Here is a 17,057-nt window from a genome sequence, read left to right as displayed (position 1 = left end):
GATGAACGTACGTGCCATCAGCGCCGGGTTCCTGACCGCCGCCGCGCTCGTCGTGCTCGGCACGGTCGGCGCGGCGCCGGCCACGGCCGCAGCCGCCGCGCCCACGCCGGAGACCGCGGCGTCGGCCCCCGAGACCCTGGACACGCTCTCCCGGTTCTTCGCCCGCGACGGCGCCGTCGCGAGCTCGGCGGCGCGGCCCCGCATCGAGGGGGCCTCGGTGCCGGTACGGATCCTGTCCCCGGACTTCGTGGCGGGGAAGGCGGGCGCGCCCGTGGCCCGCGTCGAGTTCCACGCGAGCAAGGCGGTCGCCTCGGACGGGCGGACGGCCTCGCTGTGGACCGCGCGGCGGGCGGACGGTGGCTGGGAGGTGGTGAACATCGCCACCGGCGACGACGAGATCCGGTACGCGGGGGAGGGCGCGAAGGCCCTGCCGGGCGGGATCGTGTTCCGCGAGCCGCAGATCGACGCGTGGTACGTCCAGAAGGGCGCGAAGGTGCTGCCGCTGGACGAGGACGCGGTACGGGCGGTGGGGAGGAACGGGACGAGCCTGACCGCGTACCGGGACCGGGTCGTCCGGGCCTACGGGGACAAGCTGCCCGGCTCGGCCTACGCCCGGAAGGGCACGGCGGGCGGCTACGACACCCCCGTCGCGAGCCACGACGCCCCCTCCGCCATGGCGGCCGCGGGCGCGGGCGCGGCACTGGCCCTGACCCTCATCGGCACCCGGGCCTGGCACCGCCGCCGCGCTACGCCCGGTCAGCCCACCGCCTGACGGCGGCCGGCGCGCCCCCCGAAAGCCGGTACCCGGGCCCACCCCCCCCCGGTACCGGCCCGGGCGCCCTCACCGAGCAGCGAGCCGGGAACCCGTGGCCCGCTCGGCCCGGCCTCTGGACGCGGCCGTCGTCATGGCCGGCCAACGAGCGCACGCGGTCGGAGTGTCGGCCCCCGCCAGTAGGGTGGGGAGCATGGCCGACCCCTCCAGCTACCGCCCCGAGCCGGGGCAGATCCCCGACTCGCCGGGGGTCTACAAATTCCGCGACGAGCACCGCCGGGTGATCTACGTCGGGAAGGCGAAGTCCCTGCGCCAGCGGCTGGCGAACTACTTCCAGCCGCTCGCGAGCCTGCACCCGCGCACGGCCACGATGGTCACCACCGCTGCCTCCGTCGAGTGGACCGTCGTCTCGACCGAGGTCGAGGCGCTCCAGCTGGAGTACTCCTGGATCAAGGAGTTCGACCCCCGGTTCAACGTCAAGTACCGGGACGACAAGAGCTACCCCTACCTCGCGGTGACCCTGAACGAGGAGTTCCCGCGCGTCCAGGTCATGCGCGGCCACAAGAAGAAGGGCGTGCGCTACTTCGGGCCGTACGCCCACGCGTGGGCCATCCGCGAGACCGTCGACCTGATGCTCCGCGTCTTCCCCGTACGGACCTGCTCCGCCGGGGTGTTCCGTAACGCCGCCTCCGCCGGACGGCCCTGCCTCCTCGGCTACATCGGCAAGTGCTCCGCCCCCTGCGTGGGCCGCGTCACCCCCGACGAGCACCGCGAACTGGCCGAGGAGTTCTGCGACTTCATGGCCGGCCGCACCGGCACGTACATCCGCCGCCTGGAGCAGCAGATGACGGCGGCGGCCGAGGAGCTGGAGTACGAGAAGGCGGCCAGGCTCCGCGACGACATAGGGGCGCTGCGGCGCGCCATGGAGAAGAACGCCGTCGTCCTCGCCGACGCCACCGACGCCGACCTCATCGCGCTCGCCGAGGACGAGCTGGAGGCCGCCGTCCAGATCTTCCACGTCCGCGGCGGGCGGGTGCGCGGCCAGCGCGGCTGGGTCACGGACAAGGTCGAGGCCGTCTCCACGGCCGGTCTCGTCGAGCACGCGCTCCAGCAGCTCTACGGCGAGGAGAGCGGCGACGCGGTCCCCAAGGAGGTCCTCGTCCCGGCCGTGCCCGAGGACGCCGACGCCGTCACCCAGTGGCTGAGCGGCCGCCGGGGCTCCCAGGTCTCCCTCCGCGTCCCGCAGCGCGGCGACAAGAAGGACCTGATGGAGACGGTCGCGCGCAACGCCCAGCAGGCGCTCGTGCTGCACAAGACCAAGCGCGCCAGCGATCTGACCACCCGCTCCCGGGCCCTGGAGGAGATCGCCGAGGCCCTGGACCTGGACTCCGCCCCGCTGCGGATCGAGTGCTTCGACATCTCGCACCTCCAGGGGCAGGACGTCGTGGCGTCCATGGTCGTCTTCGAGGACGGGCTGCCACGGAAGAGCGAGTACCGCCGCTTCCAGATCAAGGGCTTCGAGGGGCAGGACGACGTCCGCTCGATGCACGAGGTGATCAGCCGCCGCTTCAAGCGCTATCTGGTCGAGAAGGAGAAGACGGGGGAGTGGGGGCAGGAGGGCGTGGCCGTGGACGCCGCAGGCGACCCGGTGGACGCCCTGCCGGACGGTTCGGGCCCCGCCTCCGGCGAGGTCCCCGTGGACGACGGGCGCCCCAAGCGGTTCGCGTACCCGCCCCAGCTCGTCGTCGTCGACGGCGGGCAGCCGCAGGTGGCCGCCGCCCGGCGGGCCCTCGACGAGCTGGGTATCGACGACATCGCCGTCTGCGGCCTCGCCAAGCGGCTGGAGGAGGTCTGGCTGCCCGGCGACGCCGATCCCGTCGTGCTGCCCCGCTCCAGCGAGGGCCTGTACCTCCTTCAGCGCGTGCGTGACACGGCTCACGACTTCGCCATCCGCTACCAGCGCTCGAAGCGGAACAAGCGGGTCAGGAGCAGCCCCCTCGACGCGGTCCCCGGCCTCGGGGATACCCGCAAACAGGCGTTGATCAAGCATTTCGGCTCGGTGAAGCGGCTCCGGCAGGCGACAATCGAGCAGATCTGCGAGGTGCCCGGCATGGGCAGGAAGACGGCCGAAGCCGTTGCCGTGGCTCTCGCCCAGGCGGCCCCGGCCGCACCCGCCGTGAACACGGCCACAGGAGAGATCATGGAAGACGACGGGGGCACCACGGAATGACCGAGCACGAAAAGCACGAAGCGCACGAAGAGCACGAAGAGCACCGAGAAGACGGAGCAGGACACGTGAGTACGGGCACGAAGGAGGCCGGCGAGGCCGCCGACGCGGCGGCCATCCCCGAGCTGGTGATCATCTCCGGCATGTCCGGCGCCGGCCGGTCCACCGCGGCGAAGTGCCTGGAGGACCTCGGCTGGTTCGTCGTCGACAATCTGCCGCCCGCGCTGATCCCCACCATGGTGGAGCTCGGCGCCCGTTCCCAGGGCAACGTGGCCCGGATCGCCGTCGTCGTCGACGTCCGCGGCCGGCAGTTCTTCGACGCCCTGCGGGAGTCCCTCGCCGCCCTCGACGCCCAGCAGGTCACCCGGCGGATCGTCTTCCTTGAGTCCTCCGACGAGGCCCTGGTCAGGCGGTTCGAGTCGGTCCGCAGGCCGCACCCGCTCCAGGGCGACGGCCGCATCACCGACGGCATCGCCGCCGAGCGCGACCTCCTGCGCGAGCTGCGCGGCGACGCCGACCTGGTGATCGACACCTCCAGCCTCAACGTCCACGAGCTGCGCGCCAAGATGGACGCCCAGTTCGCCGGCGACGAGGAGCCGGAGCTGCGGGCCACCGTCATGTCCTTCGGATTCAAGTACGGGCTGCCCGTCGACGCCGACCTCGTCGTCGACATGCGCTTCCTGCCCAACCCGCACTGGGTCCCCGAGCTGCGGCCCTTCACCGGCCTCAACGAGGAGGTCTCGGCCTATGTCTTCAACCAGCCGGGTGCCAAGGAGTTCCTCGACCGCTACACCGAGCTGCTCCAGCTGATCGCCGCGGGCTACCGCCGCGAGGGCAAGCGGTACGTGACCATCGCCGTCGGCTGCACGGGCGGCAAGCACCGCTCCGTCGCCACGTCCGAGAAGCTCGCCGCACGCCTCGCCGCGGAAGGGGTCGAGACCGTCGTCGTCCACCGGGACATGGGGCGCGAGTGAAGCCGTACCGTCGGCGTACGTCCACCCTCTCGGTACGTACGCTCCGCAGGCGCGGCGCCCAGCCCAAGGTCGTCGCGCTGGGCGGGGGCATGGGCCTGTCGGCCTCCCTCGCCGCCCTGCGCCGGATCACGGGCGACCTGACCGCCGTGGTCACCGTCGCCGACGACGGCGGCTCCAGCGGCCGGCTCCGGGAGGAGCTGGGCGTACTGCCGCCGGGCGACCTGCGCAAGGCGCTCGCCGCGCTGTGCGGGGACGACGACTGGGGGCAGACCTGGGCCCGGGTCATCCAGCACCGCTTCCAGTCCCAGGGCGATCTGCACGAGCACGCGGTCGGCAATCTGCTGATCGTCGCGCTCTGGGAGCAGCTGGGCGACCATGTCCTGGCCCTGGACCTGGTCGGCAAGCTGCTCGGCGCGCACGGTCGGGTGCTGCCGATGTCCGCCGTGCCGCTGGAGCTCCAGGCCCTGGTCAGGGGGCACGATGCGGAGCGCCCGAACGACGTGGACACCGTCCGTGGCCAGGCCACGGTGGCGCTCACGCCCGGCGAGGTGCAGTCGGTGCACCTGGTCCCGAACGACCCGCCCGCCGTGCCCGAGGCCGTCGCCGCGGTCCGGGACGCGGACTGGGTGGTGCTCGGCCCGGGCTCCTGGTTCTCCTCGGTGATCCCGCACCTGCTGGTGCCCGAGCTGCTCGACGCGCTCACCGAGACCAAGGCTCGCAAGGTGCTCTCCCTCAACCTCGCACCGCAGCCGGGAGAAACCGAGGGGTTCTCTCCGCAGCGTCATTTGGAGGTTTTGGGACGACACGCCCCTAAACTCGCCCTGGACGTGGTGCTGGCCGACGAGGCCGCCGTGCCCGACGTGTCCGCCCGGGAGCCCCTCGTCGACGCCGCCAAGCGGCTCGGCGCCGCGCTCGAGCTGGCACCGGTGGCCAGGGCCGACGGCGCTCCGAAGCATGATCCGGAGCTGTTGGCCGCCGCGTACGACCGTATTTTTCGGATGCATGGAAGGATCGGCCCATGGCGATGACGGCAGCGGTGAAGGACGAGATCTCCCGGCTCCCCGTCACCCGGACCTGCTGCAGGAAGGCAGAGGTCTCGTCGATCCTGCGGTTCGCCGGCGGCCTGCACCTGGTGAGCGGGCGGATCGTGATCGAGGCGGAGCTGGACACCGCGATGGCGGCGCGCCGGCTCAAGCGGGACATTCTGGAGATCTTCGGGCACAGCTCGGAGCTGATCGTGATGGCCCCCGGTGGCCTGCGGCGCGGCTCCCGCTTCGTCGTACGGGTGGTGGCGGGCGGCGACCAGCTGGCCCGCCAGACCGGTCTGGTCGACGGCCGGGGCCGCCCGATCCGCGGGCTGCCCCCGCAGGTCGTCTCGGGAGCCACCTGCGATGCCGAGGCGGCCTGGCGCGGCGCGTTCCTGGCGCACGGCTCGCTCACCGAGCCCGGGCGCTCCTCCTCCCTGGAGGTGACCTGCCCCGGCCCGGAGGCCGCGCTCGCCCTGGTGGGTGCGGCCCGGCGGCTGAGCATCGCGGCGAAGGCCCGTGAGGTACGGGGCGTGGACCGGGTGGTCGTCCGGGACGGGGACGCGATCGGCGCCCTGCTGACCCGGCTCGGCGCGCACGAGTCGGTGCTCGCCTGGGAGGAGCGGCGGATGCGCCGCGAGGTCCGGGCCACCGCGAACCGGCTGGCCAACTTCGACGACGCCAATCTGCGCCGCTCGGCGCGCGCGGCGGTCGCCGCCGGGGCCCGTGTCCAGCGCGCCCTGGAGATCCTCGGCGAGGAGGTGCCCGAGCACCTCGCCGCCGCGGGCCGGCTGCGCATGGAGCACAAGCAGGCCTCCCTGGAGGAGCTGGGCGCGCTCGCCGATCCGCCGCTGACCAAGGACGCGGTCGCGGGCCGGATCCGCCGCCTCCTTGCCATGGCCGACAAGCGGGCGCAGGACCTGGGCATCCCCGGGACCGAGTCCAATCTGACGGAGGAGCTGGACGACAGCCTCGTCGGCTGACCGTCCGATCTCTCAACTCACCGCTGCCGGTGCCTTTCTGAGGCACCGGCAGCACCCGTTCGGCCTGCGAGGCACCCTTGACATGATCATGCGCCGTCAGAAGCCTGGCGTCTGTTCACTTTCGTGGCAGACAACAGCAAGGGGGGCTTATGAGACGCAGAGCGGGAGCGATCCTCGCGGCGGCTTCACTGCTGATCGCCGGACTGGCGGCGCCCGTCGCCGGAGCCGAACCGGACGGAACGGAGGGCGGCGACGCCCTCTCCGTATGGCGGGCCACGGTCAGCAAGGAACAGGTGCCGCTGCTCCTCGAAGCCGGCACCGACGGCCATGAGCTGACGGAGCAGGTGCCCGAGAAGGGCTCCGCCACCCTGGAGCTCTACCTCACCGGCAAGCAGGCCGGGCAGCTGCGCGGCAAGGGCGTCGAACTCAGCGAGCACACCTTGTCCAGCCAGGCCGAGAAGCGAGTCGCCGGCGCCGGGGACGGCGTCTTCCGGCCGTACGGCGGCGAGAACGGCCTCAAGCGGGAGATCCTGGCCACCGCACAGGCCCACCCGGACCTCACCAAGGTCGTCTCCATCGGCAAGACCCTCAAGGGCCAGGACATCCTCGCCCTCAAGATCAGCAAGGGCGCCAAGCAGGCCAAGGACGGCACCCGGCCCGCCACGCTGTACCTGTCCAACCAGCACGCCCGTGAGTGGATCACCCCCGAGATGACCCGGCGGCTGATGCACCACTACCTCGACGGCTACGGCACCGACCAGCGGATCACGAAGATCGTAGACTCCACCGAGCTCTGGTTCGTGCTCTCCGCAAACCCGGACGGCTACGACTTCACCCACGCCGACCCCGCCAACCGCCAGTGGCGCAAGAACCTCCGCGACAACAACGGCGACGGCCGCATCGCGCCCGGCGACGGTGTCGACCTCAACCGTAACTTCGCCTACAAGTGGGGCTACGACAACGAGGGTTCGTCCCCCGACCCGGCCGACGAGACCTACCGCGGCACCGGCCCGATGTCCGAGCCCGAGACCAGGGCGCTCGACGCCTTCCAGAAGCGCATCGGCTTCCGGTACGGCATCAACTACCACTCCGCCGCCCAGCTGCTGCTCTACGGCGTCGGCTGGCAGGTCGCCACCGACACCCCCGACGACGTGGCGCTGAAGTCGCTGGCCGGCACCCCGCAGAAGTCCGCCGTGCCCGGCTACCGGCCCCAGGTCTCCTCCGAGCTCTACACCACCAACGGCGAGGCCGACGGACACGCGGCCAACGTCAACGGGATGCAGATGTTCACCCCGGAGATGTCGACCTGCGCCACCGCCTCCCGCGTCGACCCGAACGACGCCTGGCAGCCCTCCGACTGCGCCTCCGTCTTCACCTTCCCGGACGACGAGAAGCTGATTCAGGCGGAGTTCGCCAAGAACGTCCCGTTCGCGCTCGCCGTGGCCGAGACCGCCGCCCACCCGGACCGGCCCGTCTCCGTCCCCGGCCTCGACGCCCCCGACTTCACCCCGCACACCTTCACCACCTCCTACGCCCGCGGCGGCGACCAGGAGGTGTCCGTGACCGCCCGCAAGTCCCTGCGCTCCAAGGAGCTCAAGTACCGCGTCAACGGCGGCCGTACGCACACCGAACGGCTCGAGGCCTGGCAGGGCGGCGAGACCTACGGCGGCGAGGACAACCTCTACTTCGACCAGTACCGCGCCGAGATCGAGGACGCCGGACCGGGCGACACCGTCGAGGTCTGGTTCACCGCCCGCACCCGTGAGGGCAAGCGGACCTCGTCCACCCCGTTCACGTACACCGTGGCCGAACGGCCACGCGGAGACGTGCTCGTCCTCGCCGAGGAGGGCGGCCCCGCCGCCGCGCAGCACACCGCCGCCTATGTAAAGGCGCTCGCCGACAGCGGCCGCAGGGCCGCCGTCTGGGACGTCGCCACGCAGGGGGTCCCGGACGCGCTCGGCGTGCTGAGCCACTTCCGTACGGTCGTCTGGTACACCGGCGCCGAGCAGCCCTCCGGGCCGGTCATGCTGGCCGTGCGGGACTACCTGAACGAGGGCGGCAAGCTCATCAACGCCGGTGAGAAGTCCGGCGGCCTCGTCGACATCGGCCGGGCGACGTCCAACGACTTCGCCCAGTACTTCCTCGGCGCCTACCACCGGGCCGGGCTGAACGGCCCGCCCGCGTTCGCCGGATCGGGCCTCTTCGGCGGCGCCACCGGCACCCTCGGTTCCACCCCCGACAACCCGCTGGACAACGCCGGCGCGTACACCGTCACCTCGGACACCCTGAAGCCGCGACAGTTCCCCCAGTTCGGCAGCAGCAGGTCCGCCGGTGACTACCCGGACGTCCGCACCCCCTTCGAGCCCTACGAGGGTGCGTACTTCGGCGCCGTCCGCCACGCCGACAACACCTGGACGCGACTCAGCCGCACCGTCGACCTCACCGGCGTCGACGCGGCCGCCAGGCCCAGCCTGCGGTTCCAGGTCAGTTACGACACCGAGCCCGGCTACGACAACCTCGTCGTCGAGGCCCACACGGCCGGCCAGGACGACTGGACCACGCTGCCCGACGCCAACGGCGGCACCTCCACCGCCGCCCCGGCCGACTGCGGCGAGGGCTACTACGTCCGGGGCCACCCCTTCCTCGCCCGTTACTTGACCGTCGGCGAGGACGGCTGCACCACCACCGGCACCACCGGCTCCTGGAACGCCTTCACCGGTCCCTCCAACGGCTGGCGGCAGGCCTCCGTCGACCTGAGCGCCTACGCGGGCAAGCAGGTCGAGCTGTCGATCTCGTACATCTCGGACCCCGGGAGCGGCGAGATGGGCGCCTTCGTCGACGACACCGCGCTCGTCGTCGGCGGAACTCCGGGCCAGAGCGAGGGCTTCGAGACCGCGCTCGGCGCGTGGTCCGTACCAGGGCCGCCGGCCGGCAGCCCCGGGAACGGCAGCGACTGGACCCGCTCCGCCGGCCTGTTCCACTCGCAGGCCGCCGTCACCACCCGTGACACCGTGCTGCTCGGCTTCGGCCTGGAACACGTCCGTCACGCAGGTGAGCGCGCCGCACTGATCCGGAAGGCGCTCGGCGCGGTGCACGGCTGAGCGGCCACCCGCACCTTTGATCACAGTCAGTGATCGGGACGAAAGTGGCACCGTGGCCCGAACCCGTTGGTAATAACGGGCCGCAGTGCATTCCCAGGACTTATGACCGCACACGATGTCACTCTCAGCCGATGAGAGAGGTAGGGTCGTAAGCGGTCGGGGACATCCCTAAAAAAGAATCTCGCCGGCGTCGAAACCCGGCGTACTCTCACGAGGAGATCGGTTCGTGACGATCCGCGTAGGCATCAACGGCTTTGGCCGCATCGGTCGCAACTACTTCCGCGCGCTCCTTGAGCAGGGTGCCGACATCGAGATCGTGGCTGTCAACGACCTGGGTGACACCGCGACCACCGCACACCTGCTGAAGTACGACACGATCCTGGGACGCCTCAAGGCCGAGGTCACCCACACGGCTGACACCATCACCGTCGACGGTCACACCATCAAGGTGCTCTCCGAGCGCAACCCGGCCGACATCCCCTGGGGCGAGCTGGGCGTCGACATCGTCATCGAGTCGACCGGCATCTTCACGAAGAAGGCCGACGCCGAGAAGCACATCGCCGGTGGCGCGAAGAAGGTCCTCATCTCGGCTCCGGCCAAGGACGAGGACATCACGATCGTCATGGGTGTCAACCAGGACAAGTACGAGCCCGCGAACCACCACGTCATCTCCAACGCCTCCTGCACCACCAACTGCGTGGCGCCGATGGCGAAGGTCCTCGACGAGAACTTCGGCATCGTCAAGGGTCTGATGACGACGGTCCACGCGTACACCAACGACCAGCGCATCCTGGACTTCCCGCACTCCGACCTGCGCCGCGCCCGCGCCGCCGCGGAGAACATCATCCCGACCACGACCGGTGCCGCCAAGGCCACCGCCCTGGTCCTCCCGCAGCTCAAGGGCAAGCTGGACGGCATCGCCATGCGCGTCCCGGTCCCGACCGGTTCGGCCACCGACCTGGTCGTGGAGCTCCAGCGCGAGGTCACCAAGGACGAGGTCAACGCCGCGTTCAAGAAGGCCGCCGACGACGGCGACCTGAAGGGCGTCCTCTACTACACCGAGGACCCGATCGTCTCCTCGGACATCGTCGGCGACGCGGCGTCCTGCACCTTCGACTCCTCCCTGACCATGGTCCAGGAGGGCAAGTCGGTGAAGATCCTCGGCTGGTACGACAACGAGTGGGGCTACTCGAACCGCCTCGTCGACCTCACGGTCTTCGTCGGCAACCAGCTCTGAGCCTTTCGGACAGGCACCTCGATGTGAGCACAGGGCTCGGACAGCGCGATGATGCGCTGTGCGAGCCCTGTCTCGTGTGCTTCACCGCGTACCAAGGAGTCAGTAGAAGATGAAGACCATCGACGAGCTTCTCGCCGAAGGCGTCGCCGGCAAGCGGGTATTCGTCCGCGCCGATCTCAACGTGCCGCTGGACGGCACCACCATCACCGACGACGGCCGGATCCGCGCCGTCCTCCCCACCGTCAAGGCGCTCGCCCTGGCCGGCGCCCGGGTCGTGGTCGCCTCGCACCTGGGCCGCCCCAAGGGTGCCCCGGACGCGGCGTTCTCCCTCGCGCCGGCCGCCGCGCGCCTGGGTGAACTCCTCGGCACCGACGTGGCGTTCGCGACCGACACGGTCGGCGAGTCCGCCCGGACGACCGTCGCGGGCCTCGCCGACGGCCAGGTCGCCGTCATCGAGAACCTGCGCTTCAACGCCGGCGAGACCGCCAAGGACGACGCCGAGCGCGGCGCCTTCGCCGACCGGCTCGCCGAGCTCGCCGACCTGTACGTCGGCGACGGCTTCGGCGCCGTGCACCGCAAGCACGCCTCGGTCTTCGACCTCCCGGCCCGGCTGCCGCACGCCGCCGGCTACCTCATCGCCAAGGAGGTCAGCGTCCTGAAGAAGCTGACCACCGACGTCCAGCGCCCCTACGTGGTCGTGCTCGGCGGCGCCAAGGTCTCCGACAAGCTCGCCGTCATCGACGAGCTGCTCGGCAAGGCCGACCGCCTCCTCATCGGCGGCGGCATGGCCTACACCTTCCTCAAGGCCAAGGGCTACGAGGTCGGCATCTCCCTCCTCCAGGAGGACCAGATCCCGACGGTGACCGAGTACATGAAGCGCGCCGAGGAGACCGGTGTCGAGCTCGTGCTCCCCGTCGACATCCGCGCCTCGGCCGACTTCCCCGACCTCAAGGGCAAGACGCCGGCCGAGTTCATCACGGTCGACGCCGACGCGATCCCCTCCGACAAGGAGGGCCTCGACATCGGCCCGAAGACCCGTGAGCTGTACGCCTCGAAGATCGCCGACGCCCAGACCGTGTTCTGGAACGGCCCGGTGGGCGTCTTCGAGCACCCCGACTACGCCGGCGGCACCAGCGCCATCGCGCAGGCCCTCCTCGACAGCAGCGCCTTCACCGTCGTCGGCGGTGGCGACTCGGCCGCGGCCGTGCGCACGCTCGGCTTCGACGAGAATGCCTTCGGCCACATCTCGACCGGCGGCGGTGCCTCCCTCGAATACCTCGAGGGCAAGACGCTCCCCGGCCTCGCCGCACTGGAGGACTGACCTTAATGAGCACGCGCACCCCGCTGATGGCGGGCAACTGGAAGATGAACCTCAACCACCTCGAGGCCATCGCGCACGTCCAGAAGCTCGCCTTCGCGCTGAACGACAAGGACTACGACGCCGTCGAGGTCGCGGTCCTGCCGCCCTTCACCGACCTGCGGTCCGTCCAGACCCTGGTCGACGGCGACAAGCTCAAGATCAAGTACGGCGCCCAGGACATCTCGGCGCACGACTCCGGTGCCTACACCGGTGAGATCTCGGGCGCCATGCTGGCCAAGCTGAAGTGCACCTACGTCGCCGTGGGCCACTCCGAGCGCCGGCAGTACCACGAGGAGACCGACACGCTCTGCAACGAGAAGGTGAAGGCCGCCTACAAGCACGGCCTGACCCCGATCCTCTGCGTCGGTGAGGGCCTGGACGTCCGCAGGGCGGGCGACCAGGTCGACTACACCCTCGCGCAGCTCGACGGCGCTCTGAAGAGCATCCCGGCCGAGCAGGCCGAGTCCATCGTGATCGCCTACGAGCCGGTGTGGGCCATCGGCACCGGCGAGGTCGCCACCCCCGAGGACGCGCAGGAGGTCTGCGGGGCGATCCGCGGGCGTCTCGCGGAGCTGTACTCGCAGGAGCTGGCCGACAAGGTCCGCATCCAGTACGGCGGCTCGGTCAAGGCAAGCAACGTGGCCGCGATCATGGCGCAGCCCGACGTGGACGGTGCCCTGGTGGGCGGCGCGGCGCTGGACGCCGAGGAGTTCGTCAAGATCGTCCGCTTCCGTGACCAGTGACCTGATCGGTGAGTAGGCGGTAGCGACGATCCGTCGTACCCTTGCGGGGGTCGGGCAGGAGATGCCCGGCCCCCGTCCGTATAAGTCCGAGGAAGTTGGTCCAGCCGTGGTTATGGGGTTCTCGATCGCCCTGATCGTCTTCAGCGCGCTGCTGATGCTGCTCGTGCTGATGCACAAGGGGAAGGGCGGCGGCCTCTCCGACATGTTCGGCGGTGGCATGCAGTCGTCCGTCGGTGGCTCCTCGGTCGCCGAGCGCAACCTGGACCGCATCACCGTCGTGGTCGGTCTGCTCTGGTTCGCGTGCATTGTCGTACTTGCTCTTCTGATGAAGTTGGACGTGTAACTCCAATCACTGGACGCGCGTTGGGCCTTACGTAGACTGGGGCATCTTCGAGCACCATCACGCAGGGAGTTACGACCGTGGCAAGTGGCAACGCGATCCGGGGAAGCCGGGTCGGAGCGGGGCCGATGGGGGAGGCCGAGCGGGGCGAGTCGGCGCCGCGCCTCCGCATCTCCTTCTGGTGCTCGAACGGGCACGAGACGCAGCCGAGCTTCGCCAGTGACGCACAGGTTCCGGAGACGTGGGACTGCCCGCGCTGCGGCTTCCCGGCCGGTCAGGACCGGGACAACCCGCCGGACCCGCCGCGCACCGAGCCGTACAAGACGCACCTCGCGTACGTACGGGAGCGGCGCAGCGACGCGGACGGCGAGGCGATCCTCGCGGAGGCGCTCGCCAAGCTGCGCGGCGAGATCTGAGCGTGGTGTGACAGTGTGACGAACGGGCCCTGCCCGCGAAGTGATTCGCGGGCAGGGCCCGTTCGCGTTGCGCGGTCCGGACCGCAGATCAATTAGGTTGGAGGGGCAGCGGGGCAAGCAGGCAGGAAGAGAAGAAGTAGGCGATGTCCGAGATGAAGACCGAAGCCCGTACGAGGCTCAACCAGCTGCCCGAGTGGGCCGCCCTCGGGAAGCACCGTGAGCAGCTGGGCGAGACGCACCTGCGCGAGCTGTTCGCCGCCGATGCGGGGCGCGGTACCGCGTACACGCTGCGCGTCGGCGACCTGTACCTGGACTACTCCAAGAACCTCGTGACCGACGAGACGCTGGCGCTGCTGCGCGAGCTGGCCGCCGCGACCGGCGTGGCCGAGCTGCGCGATGCCATGTTCCGCGGGGAGAAGATCAACACCACCGAGGACCGCGCGGTCCTGCACACCGCGCTGCGCGCCCCGCGCGACGCCGTCATCGAGGTCGACGGCGAGAACGTCGTCCCGGCCGTGCACGCCGTCCTCGACACGATGGCCGCCTTCGCGGACAAGGTCCGCGCGGGCGAATGGACCGGCCACACCGGCAAGCCGGTCAGGAACATCGTGAACATCGGCATCGGCGGCTCCGACCTCGGCCCCGCCATGGCCTACGAGGCCCTGCGCTCCTCCACCCAGCGGGACCTGACGTTCCGCTTCGTCTCCAACGTCGACGGCGCCGACCTCCACGAGGCCGTCCGCGACCTCGACCCGGCCGAGACGCTCTTCATCGTCGCCTCGAAGACCTTCACCACCATCGAGACGGTCACCAACGCCACCTCCGCCCGCCACTGGCTCCTCACCGGCCTCGGGGCCGGCCAGGAGGCGGTGGCCAAGCACTTCGTGGCCCTGTCGACCAACGCCGAGAAGGTGAAGGAATTCGGCATCGACACGGCCAACATGTTCGAGTTCTGGGACTGGGTCGGCGGACGCTACTCCTACGACTCCGCCATCGGCCTCTCCCTGATGATCGCCATCGGCCCGGAGCAGTTCCGCGAGATGCTCGACGGCTTCCGCCTCGTCGACGAGCACTTCCGCACCGCCCCCGCTGAGGAGAACGCGCCCCTGCTCCTCGGCCTCCTCGGCGTCTGGTACGGCGGGTTCTTCGACGCCCAGTCGCACGCCGTCCTGCCGTACTCGCACTACCTGTCCAAGTTCACCGCCTACCTCCAGCAGCTCGACATGGAGTCCAACGGCAAGTCCGTCGACCGCGACGGCCGGCCCGTCGACTGGCAGACCGGACCCGTCGTCTGGGGCACGCCCGGCACCAACGGGCAGCACGCGTACTTCCAGTTGATCCACCAGGGCACCAAGGTCATCCCGGCCGACTTCATCGGCTTCGCCGAGCCCGTCGCCGACCTGCTCCCCGGCCTCTTCGCCCAGCACGACCTGCTGATGGCCAACTTCTTCGCCCAGACCCAGGCGCTGGCCTTCGGCAAGACCGCCGACGAGGTACGGGCCGAGGGCGTCGCCGAGGAGCTCGTCCCGCACAAGACCTTCCAGGGCAACCACCCCACCACCACGATCCTGGCCAAGGAACTCACCCCCTCCGTCCTCGGCCAGCTCATCGCGCTCTACGAGCACAAGGTGTTCGTCCAGGGCGCGATCTGGAACATCGACTCCTTCGACCAGTGGGGCGTCGAGCTCGGCAAGGTCCTCGCCAAGCGGATCGAGCCCGTGCTCACCGAGGGCAGCGGCGGCGAGGAGCTCGACGGCTCCACGGCCGGGCTGGTCGACACCTACCGGACGCTGCGCGGACGGTAGAGACGATGAGGGGGGAGAACGTGGTGCCGGGCGAGGTGCGGCTGAGGCCGCCGAACAACACGCTGAGCCAGCGGGCCGTCGGCTGGTGGCGCACCCAGTGGCTGCTGACCACCGCCATGCCCGTGGCGGTCCTCGCCGTCCTCGGGGCGCTCATCGAGCCGGCCCGGTTCTGGCTGTGGCTGCCCGCCGCGCTCCTGGCGGCCCTCGGCCTCGCCTGCACCGCGTTCTTCCCCTCCTGGTGGTTCCGGGTCCACCGCTGGGAGGTCACCGAGGACGCCGTCTACGTCCGCACGGGGGCCTTCTGGCAGGAGTGGCGGATCGCGCCCATGTCCCGGATCCAGACCGTCGACACGGTCAGGGGACCGCTGGAGCAGCTCTTCCGGCTCGCCACGGTCACCGTGACCACCGCCTCCTCCAAGGGCGCGATCCGCATCGAGGGCCTCGACCACGAACTCGCCGCGGATCTCGCCGAGAAGCTCACCCGCATCACGCAGGCCACCCCCGGAGACGCCACATGAGCGAGGAGTGGCGCCGCCTCGACCCCCGTACGGTCCTGGTCACCGCCGCCGTTCTCGCGGGCGTCGCCGGCGGTGCCGCCCTGCCCACGTTCTTCGGCCTGACCAACGGCATGTCCGCCGCGCGGGCCATCGGCTGGATCGCCGCCGGGGCGGTGCTCCTCATCGGCGGCGGGTCGGCGGCCGACTACGTCCGCTGGCGGCGCACCCGCTACCGCATCGGCGCCGAACGAGCCGAACTCCACACCGGACTATTGCTGGTCAAACGCCGCTCGCTGGCCCGCGAACGCATCCGCAGCGTCGACCTGACCGCCAACCCGCTGCTGCGTGTCCTCGGCCTGGTCAAGGTCCGCATCGGCACCGGCGAGCACAACGGCGGCGGCGAGTCCACGCTCGAACTCGACCCGGTCACCCGGGCCGAGGGCGAGCGGCTCCGCCGCGAGCTGCTCGCGCGGACGCTCACCGGCACCGAGGACACCCGCCACGACGGCGCCCTCGCCGCGCTCGACCCGCGCTGGATCCGCTACGCCCCGGTCTCCTTCGTCGCCGTGCTGTTCGGCGGCGCGGCGGCCGGTGCCGTGATGCAGGTCAGCGAGTGGTTCGGCGCCCAGGACGAGGTCGTCGAGTGGATAGGGGACCGCTTCCAGGACACCTCGGTCCTCTCGATGATCCTCGTCCTCGTCGCCCTTGCCGTCCTCGCCGGCACCGTCGGCGCCCTCGGCCTCTGGGTCGAGATGTGGTGGAACTACCGCCTGGAGCGCGAGCCCGGCGGCACCCTGCGGGTCCGCCGCGGACTGTTCACCGCCCGCTCGATCTCCATCGAGGAACGACGCCTGCGCGGCGTCGAACTGGTCGAGCCGCTGGGCGTACGGATGTGCCGGGCCGCCCGCGTCGACGCCGTCGCCACCGGACTCGCCGAGGACGAGGAGGACAGGCACGCCGAGAACAAGACCCTGCTGCCCGCGGCGCCCCGCGCGGTCGCCGACCGGGTCGCCGCACAGGTGCTGCGCGAGTCCGAGCCCCCGACGAGCGCGCCGCTCATCGTCCATCCACGCGCCGCCCGCACCCGGCGGCTGCGCTGGGCCCTGTGGAGCGCGTTCGGGCCGGTCGTGGTCCTCGGCGTCCTCGGGGCGCTGCTCACCCCCGACCTGGTCTACGTCGCCGTCGGCTGCGCCCTCGTTCTCGGCACGCTCGCCGTGGTGTTCGCCCGCGACGCCTACCGCAACCTCGGGCACGGCGTCAGCGGCGACTATCTGGTGGCCCGGTCCGGCACGATCCGCCGGACCACGGTCGCCCTCCAGCGCGGCGGTGTCATCGGATGGACCGTCAAGCAGTCGTACTTCCAGCGCCGCGCGGGCCTGCTCACGCTCACCGCGACGACCGCGGCGGGCACGGGCGCGTACGACATCTACGACGCCGGGCAGGGCGAGGGCCTCACCTTCGCCGCCGAGGCGGTGCCCGACCTTCTCGGCCCCTTCCTGGAACACGTACGGGAAATGCCGGAGGCCCGGCCCACCGCGCGGTGAACCGGGCCTCCCTGAGCTTCCGTCAGGCCGAAG

The 17,057-nt window shown here is 70.9% G+C and carries 14 protein-coding genes; all 14 read left to right on the top strand.

Annotated elements, in window-relative coordinates; genetic code table 11:
* The first annotated feature begins 1 nt into the window (after window position 1).
* The 14 genes from ACZ4VI_RS20125 to ACZ4VI_RS20060 all read left to right on the top strand — a co-directional run bounded on the left by ACZ4VI_RS20125 (window position 2) and on the right by ACZ4VI_RS20060 (window position 17,024).
* Window positions 2-772: a hypothetical protein gene (locus ACZ4VI_RS20125; protein WP_468000878.1), complete on the top strand. Its 771-nt coding sequence runs from the start codon at window positions 2-4 to the stop codon at window positions 770-772.
* A gap of 193 nt (window positions 773-965) precedes the next feature.
* A complete protein-coding gene (gene uvrC, locus ACZ4VI_RS20120) occupies window positions 966-3,002 on the top strand; it encodes an excinuclease ABC subunit UvrC (protein WP_468000876.1) in 2,037 nt (678 codons plus the stop codon).
* Window positions 2,999-3,973, top strand: a complete 975-nt coding sequence (rapZ, locus tag ACZ4VI_RS20115) for an RNase adapter RapZ (RefSeq protein WP_468000874.1) — start codon at window positions 2,999-3,001, stop codon at window positions 3,971-3,973. The genes uvrC and rapZ overlap by 4 nt, the downstream gene beginning before the upstream one ends.
* Window positions 3,970-5,001 carry a gluconeogenesis factor YvcK family protein gene (locus ACZ4VI_RS20110; RefSeq protein ID WP_468000872.1) on the top strand — a complete coding sequence of 344 codons (1,032 nt, stop codon included), beginning with the start codon at window positions 3,970-3,972 and terminating at the stop codon, window positions 4,999-5,001. The genes rapZ and ACZ4VI_RS20110 overlap by 4 nt, the downstream gene beginning before the upstream one ends.
* Entirely contained in the window at window positions 4,992-5,981 is a 990-nt protein-coding gene (gene whiA, locus ACZ4VI_RS20105; protein ID WP_030205188.1) for a DNA-binding protein WhiA, read from the top strand. Before ACZ4VI_RS20110 ends, whiA begins: the two co-directional genes overlap by 10 nt.
* Before the next feature lie 149 nt (window positions 5,982-6,130).
* Entirely contained in the window at window positions 6,131-9,082 is a 2,952-nt protein-coding gene (locus ACZ4VI_RS20100) for a M14 family metallopeptidase (RefSeq protein ID WP_468000870.1), read from the top strand.
* A gap of 226 nt (window positions 9,083-9,308) precedes the next feature.
* The gene (gene gap / locus ACZ4VI_RS20095) at window positions 9,309-10,319 is read left to right on the top strand and encodes a type I glyceraldehyde-3-phosphate dehydrogenase (protein ID WP_468000868.1); all 1,011 of its coding nucleotides are present in this window, start codon (window positions 9,309-9,311) and stop codon (window positions 10,317-10,319) included.
* A 109-nt stretch (window positions 10,320-10,428) separates the two neighbouring features.
* Complete coding sequence (locus ACZ4VI_RS20090; protein WP_468000866.1) at window positions 10,429-11,640, top strand: phosphoglycerate kinase; 1,212 nt, start codon at window positions 10,429-10,431, stop codon at window positions 11,638-11,640.
* Window positions 11,641-11,645: 5 nt separating this feature from the next.
* Window positions 11,646-12,422, top strand: coding sequence for a triose-phosphate isomerase (gene tpiA, locus ACZ4VI_RS20085; RefSeq protein ID WP_468000864.1), 777 nt, complete (start codon window positions 11,646-11,648; stop codon window positions 12,420-12,422).
* A 112-nt stretch (window positions 12,423-12,534) separates the two neighbouring features.
* Entirely contained in the window at window positions 12,535-12,765 is a 231-nt protein-coding gene (secG, locus tag ACZ4VI_RS20080; protein ID WP_137990086.1) for a preprotein translocase subunit SecG, read from the top strand.
* A 77-nt stretch (window positions 12,766-12,842) separates the two neighbouring features.
* A complete protein-coding gene (locus ACZ4VI_RS20075; protein ID WP_003976875.1) occupies window positions 12,843-13,178 on the top strand; it encodes an RNA polymerase-binding protein RbpA in 336 nt (111 codons plus the stop codon).
* Window positions 13,179-13,321: 143 nt separating this feature from the next.
* Window positions 13,322-14,983 (top strand): glucose-6-phosphate isomerase, encoded by a 1,662-nt coding sequence (gene pgi, locus ACZ4VI_RS20070; RefSeq protein WP_468000862.1) that lies wholly within the window; start codon window positions 13,322-13,324, stop codon window positions 14,981-14,983.
* A gap of 5 nt (window positions 14,984-14,988) precedes the next feature.
* Window positions 14,989-15,501 carry a PH domain-containing protein gene (locus tag ACZ4VI_RS20065; protein ID WP_468000860.1) on the top strand — a complete coding sequence of 171 codons (513 nt, stop codon included), beginning with the start codon at window positions 14,989-14,991 and terminating at the stop codon, window positions 15,499-15,501.
* A complete protein-coding gene (locus ACZ4VI_RS20060; RefSeq protein WP_468000858.1) occupies window positions 15,498-17,024 on the top strand; it encodes a PH domain-containing protein in 1,527 nt (508 codons plus the stop codon). Before ACZ4VI_RS20065 ends, ACZ4VI_RS20060 begins: the two co-directional genes overlap by 4 nt.
* Window positions 17,025-17,057 lie beyond the last annotated feature (33 nt).

The sequence above is a fragment of the Streptomyces sp. NPDC029169 genome (genome assembly GCF_055563935.1).
Note: the sequence above shows the minus strand (reverse complement) of the source record. Positions and strands in the feature narration are given on the sequence as shown.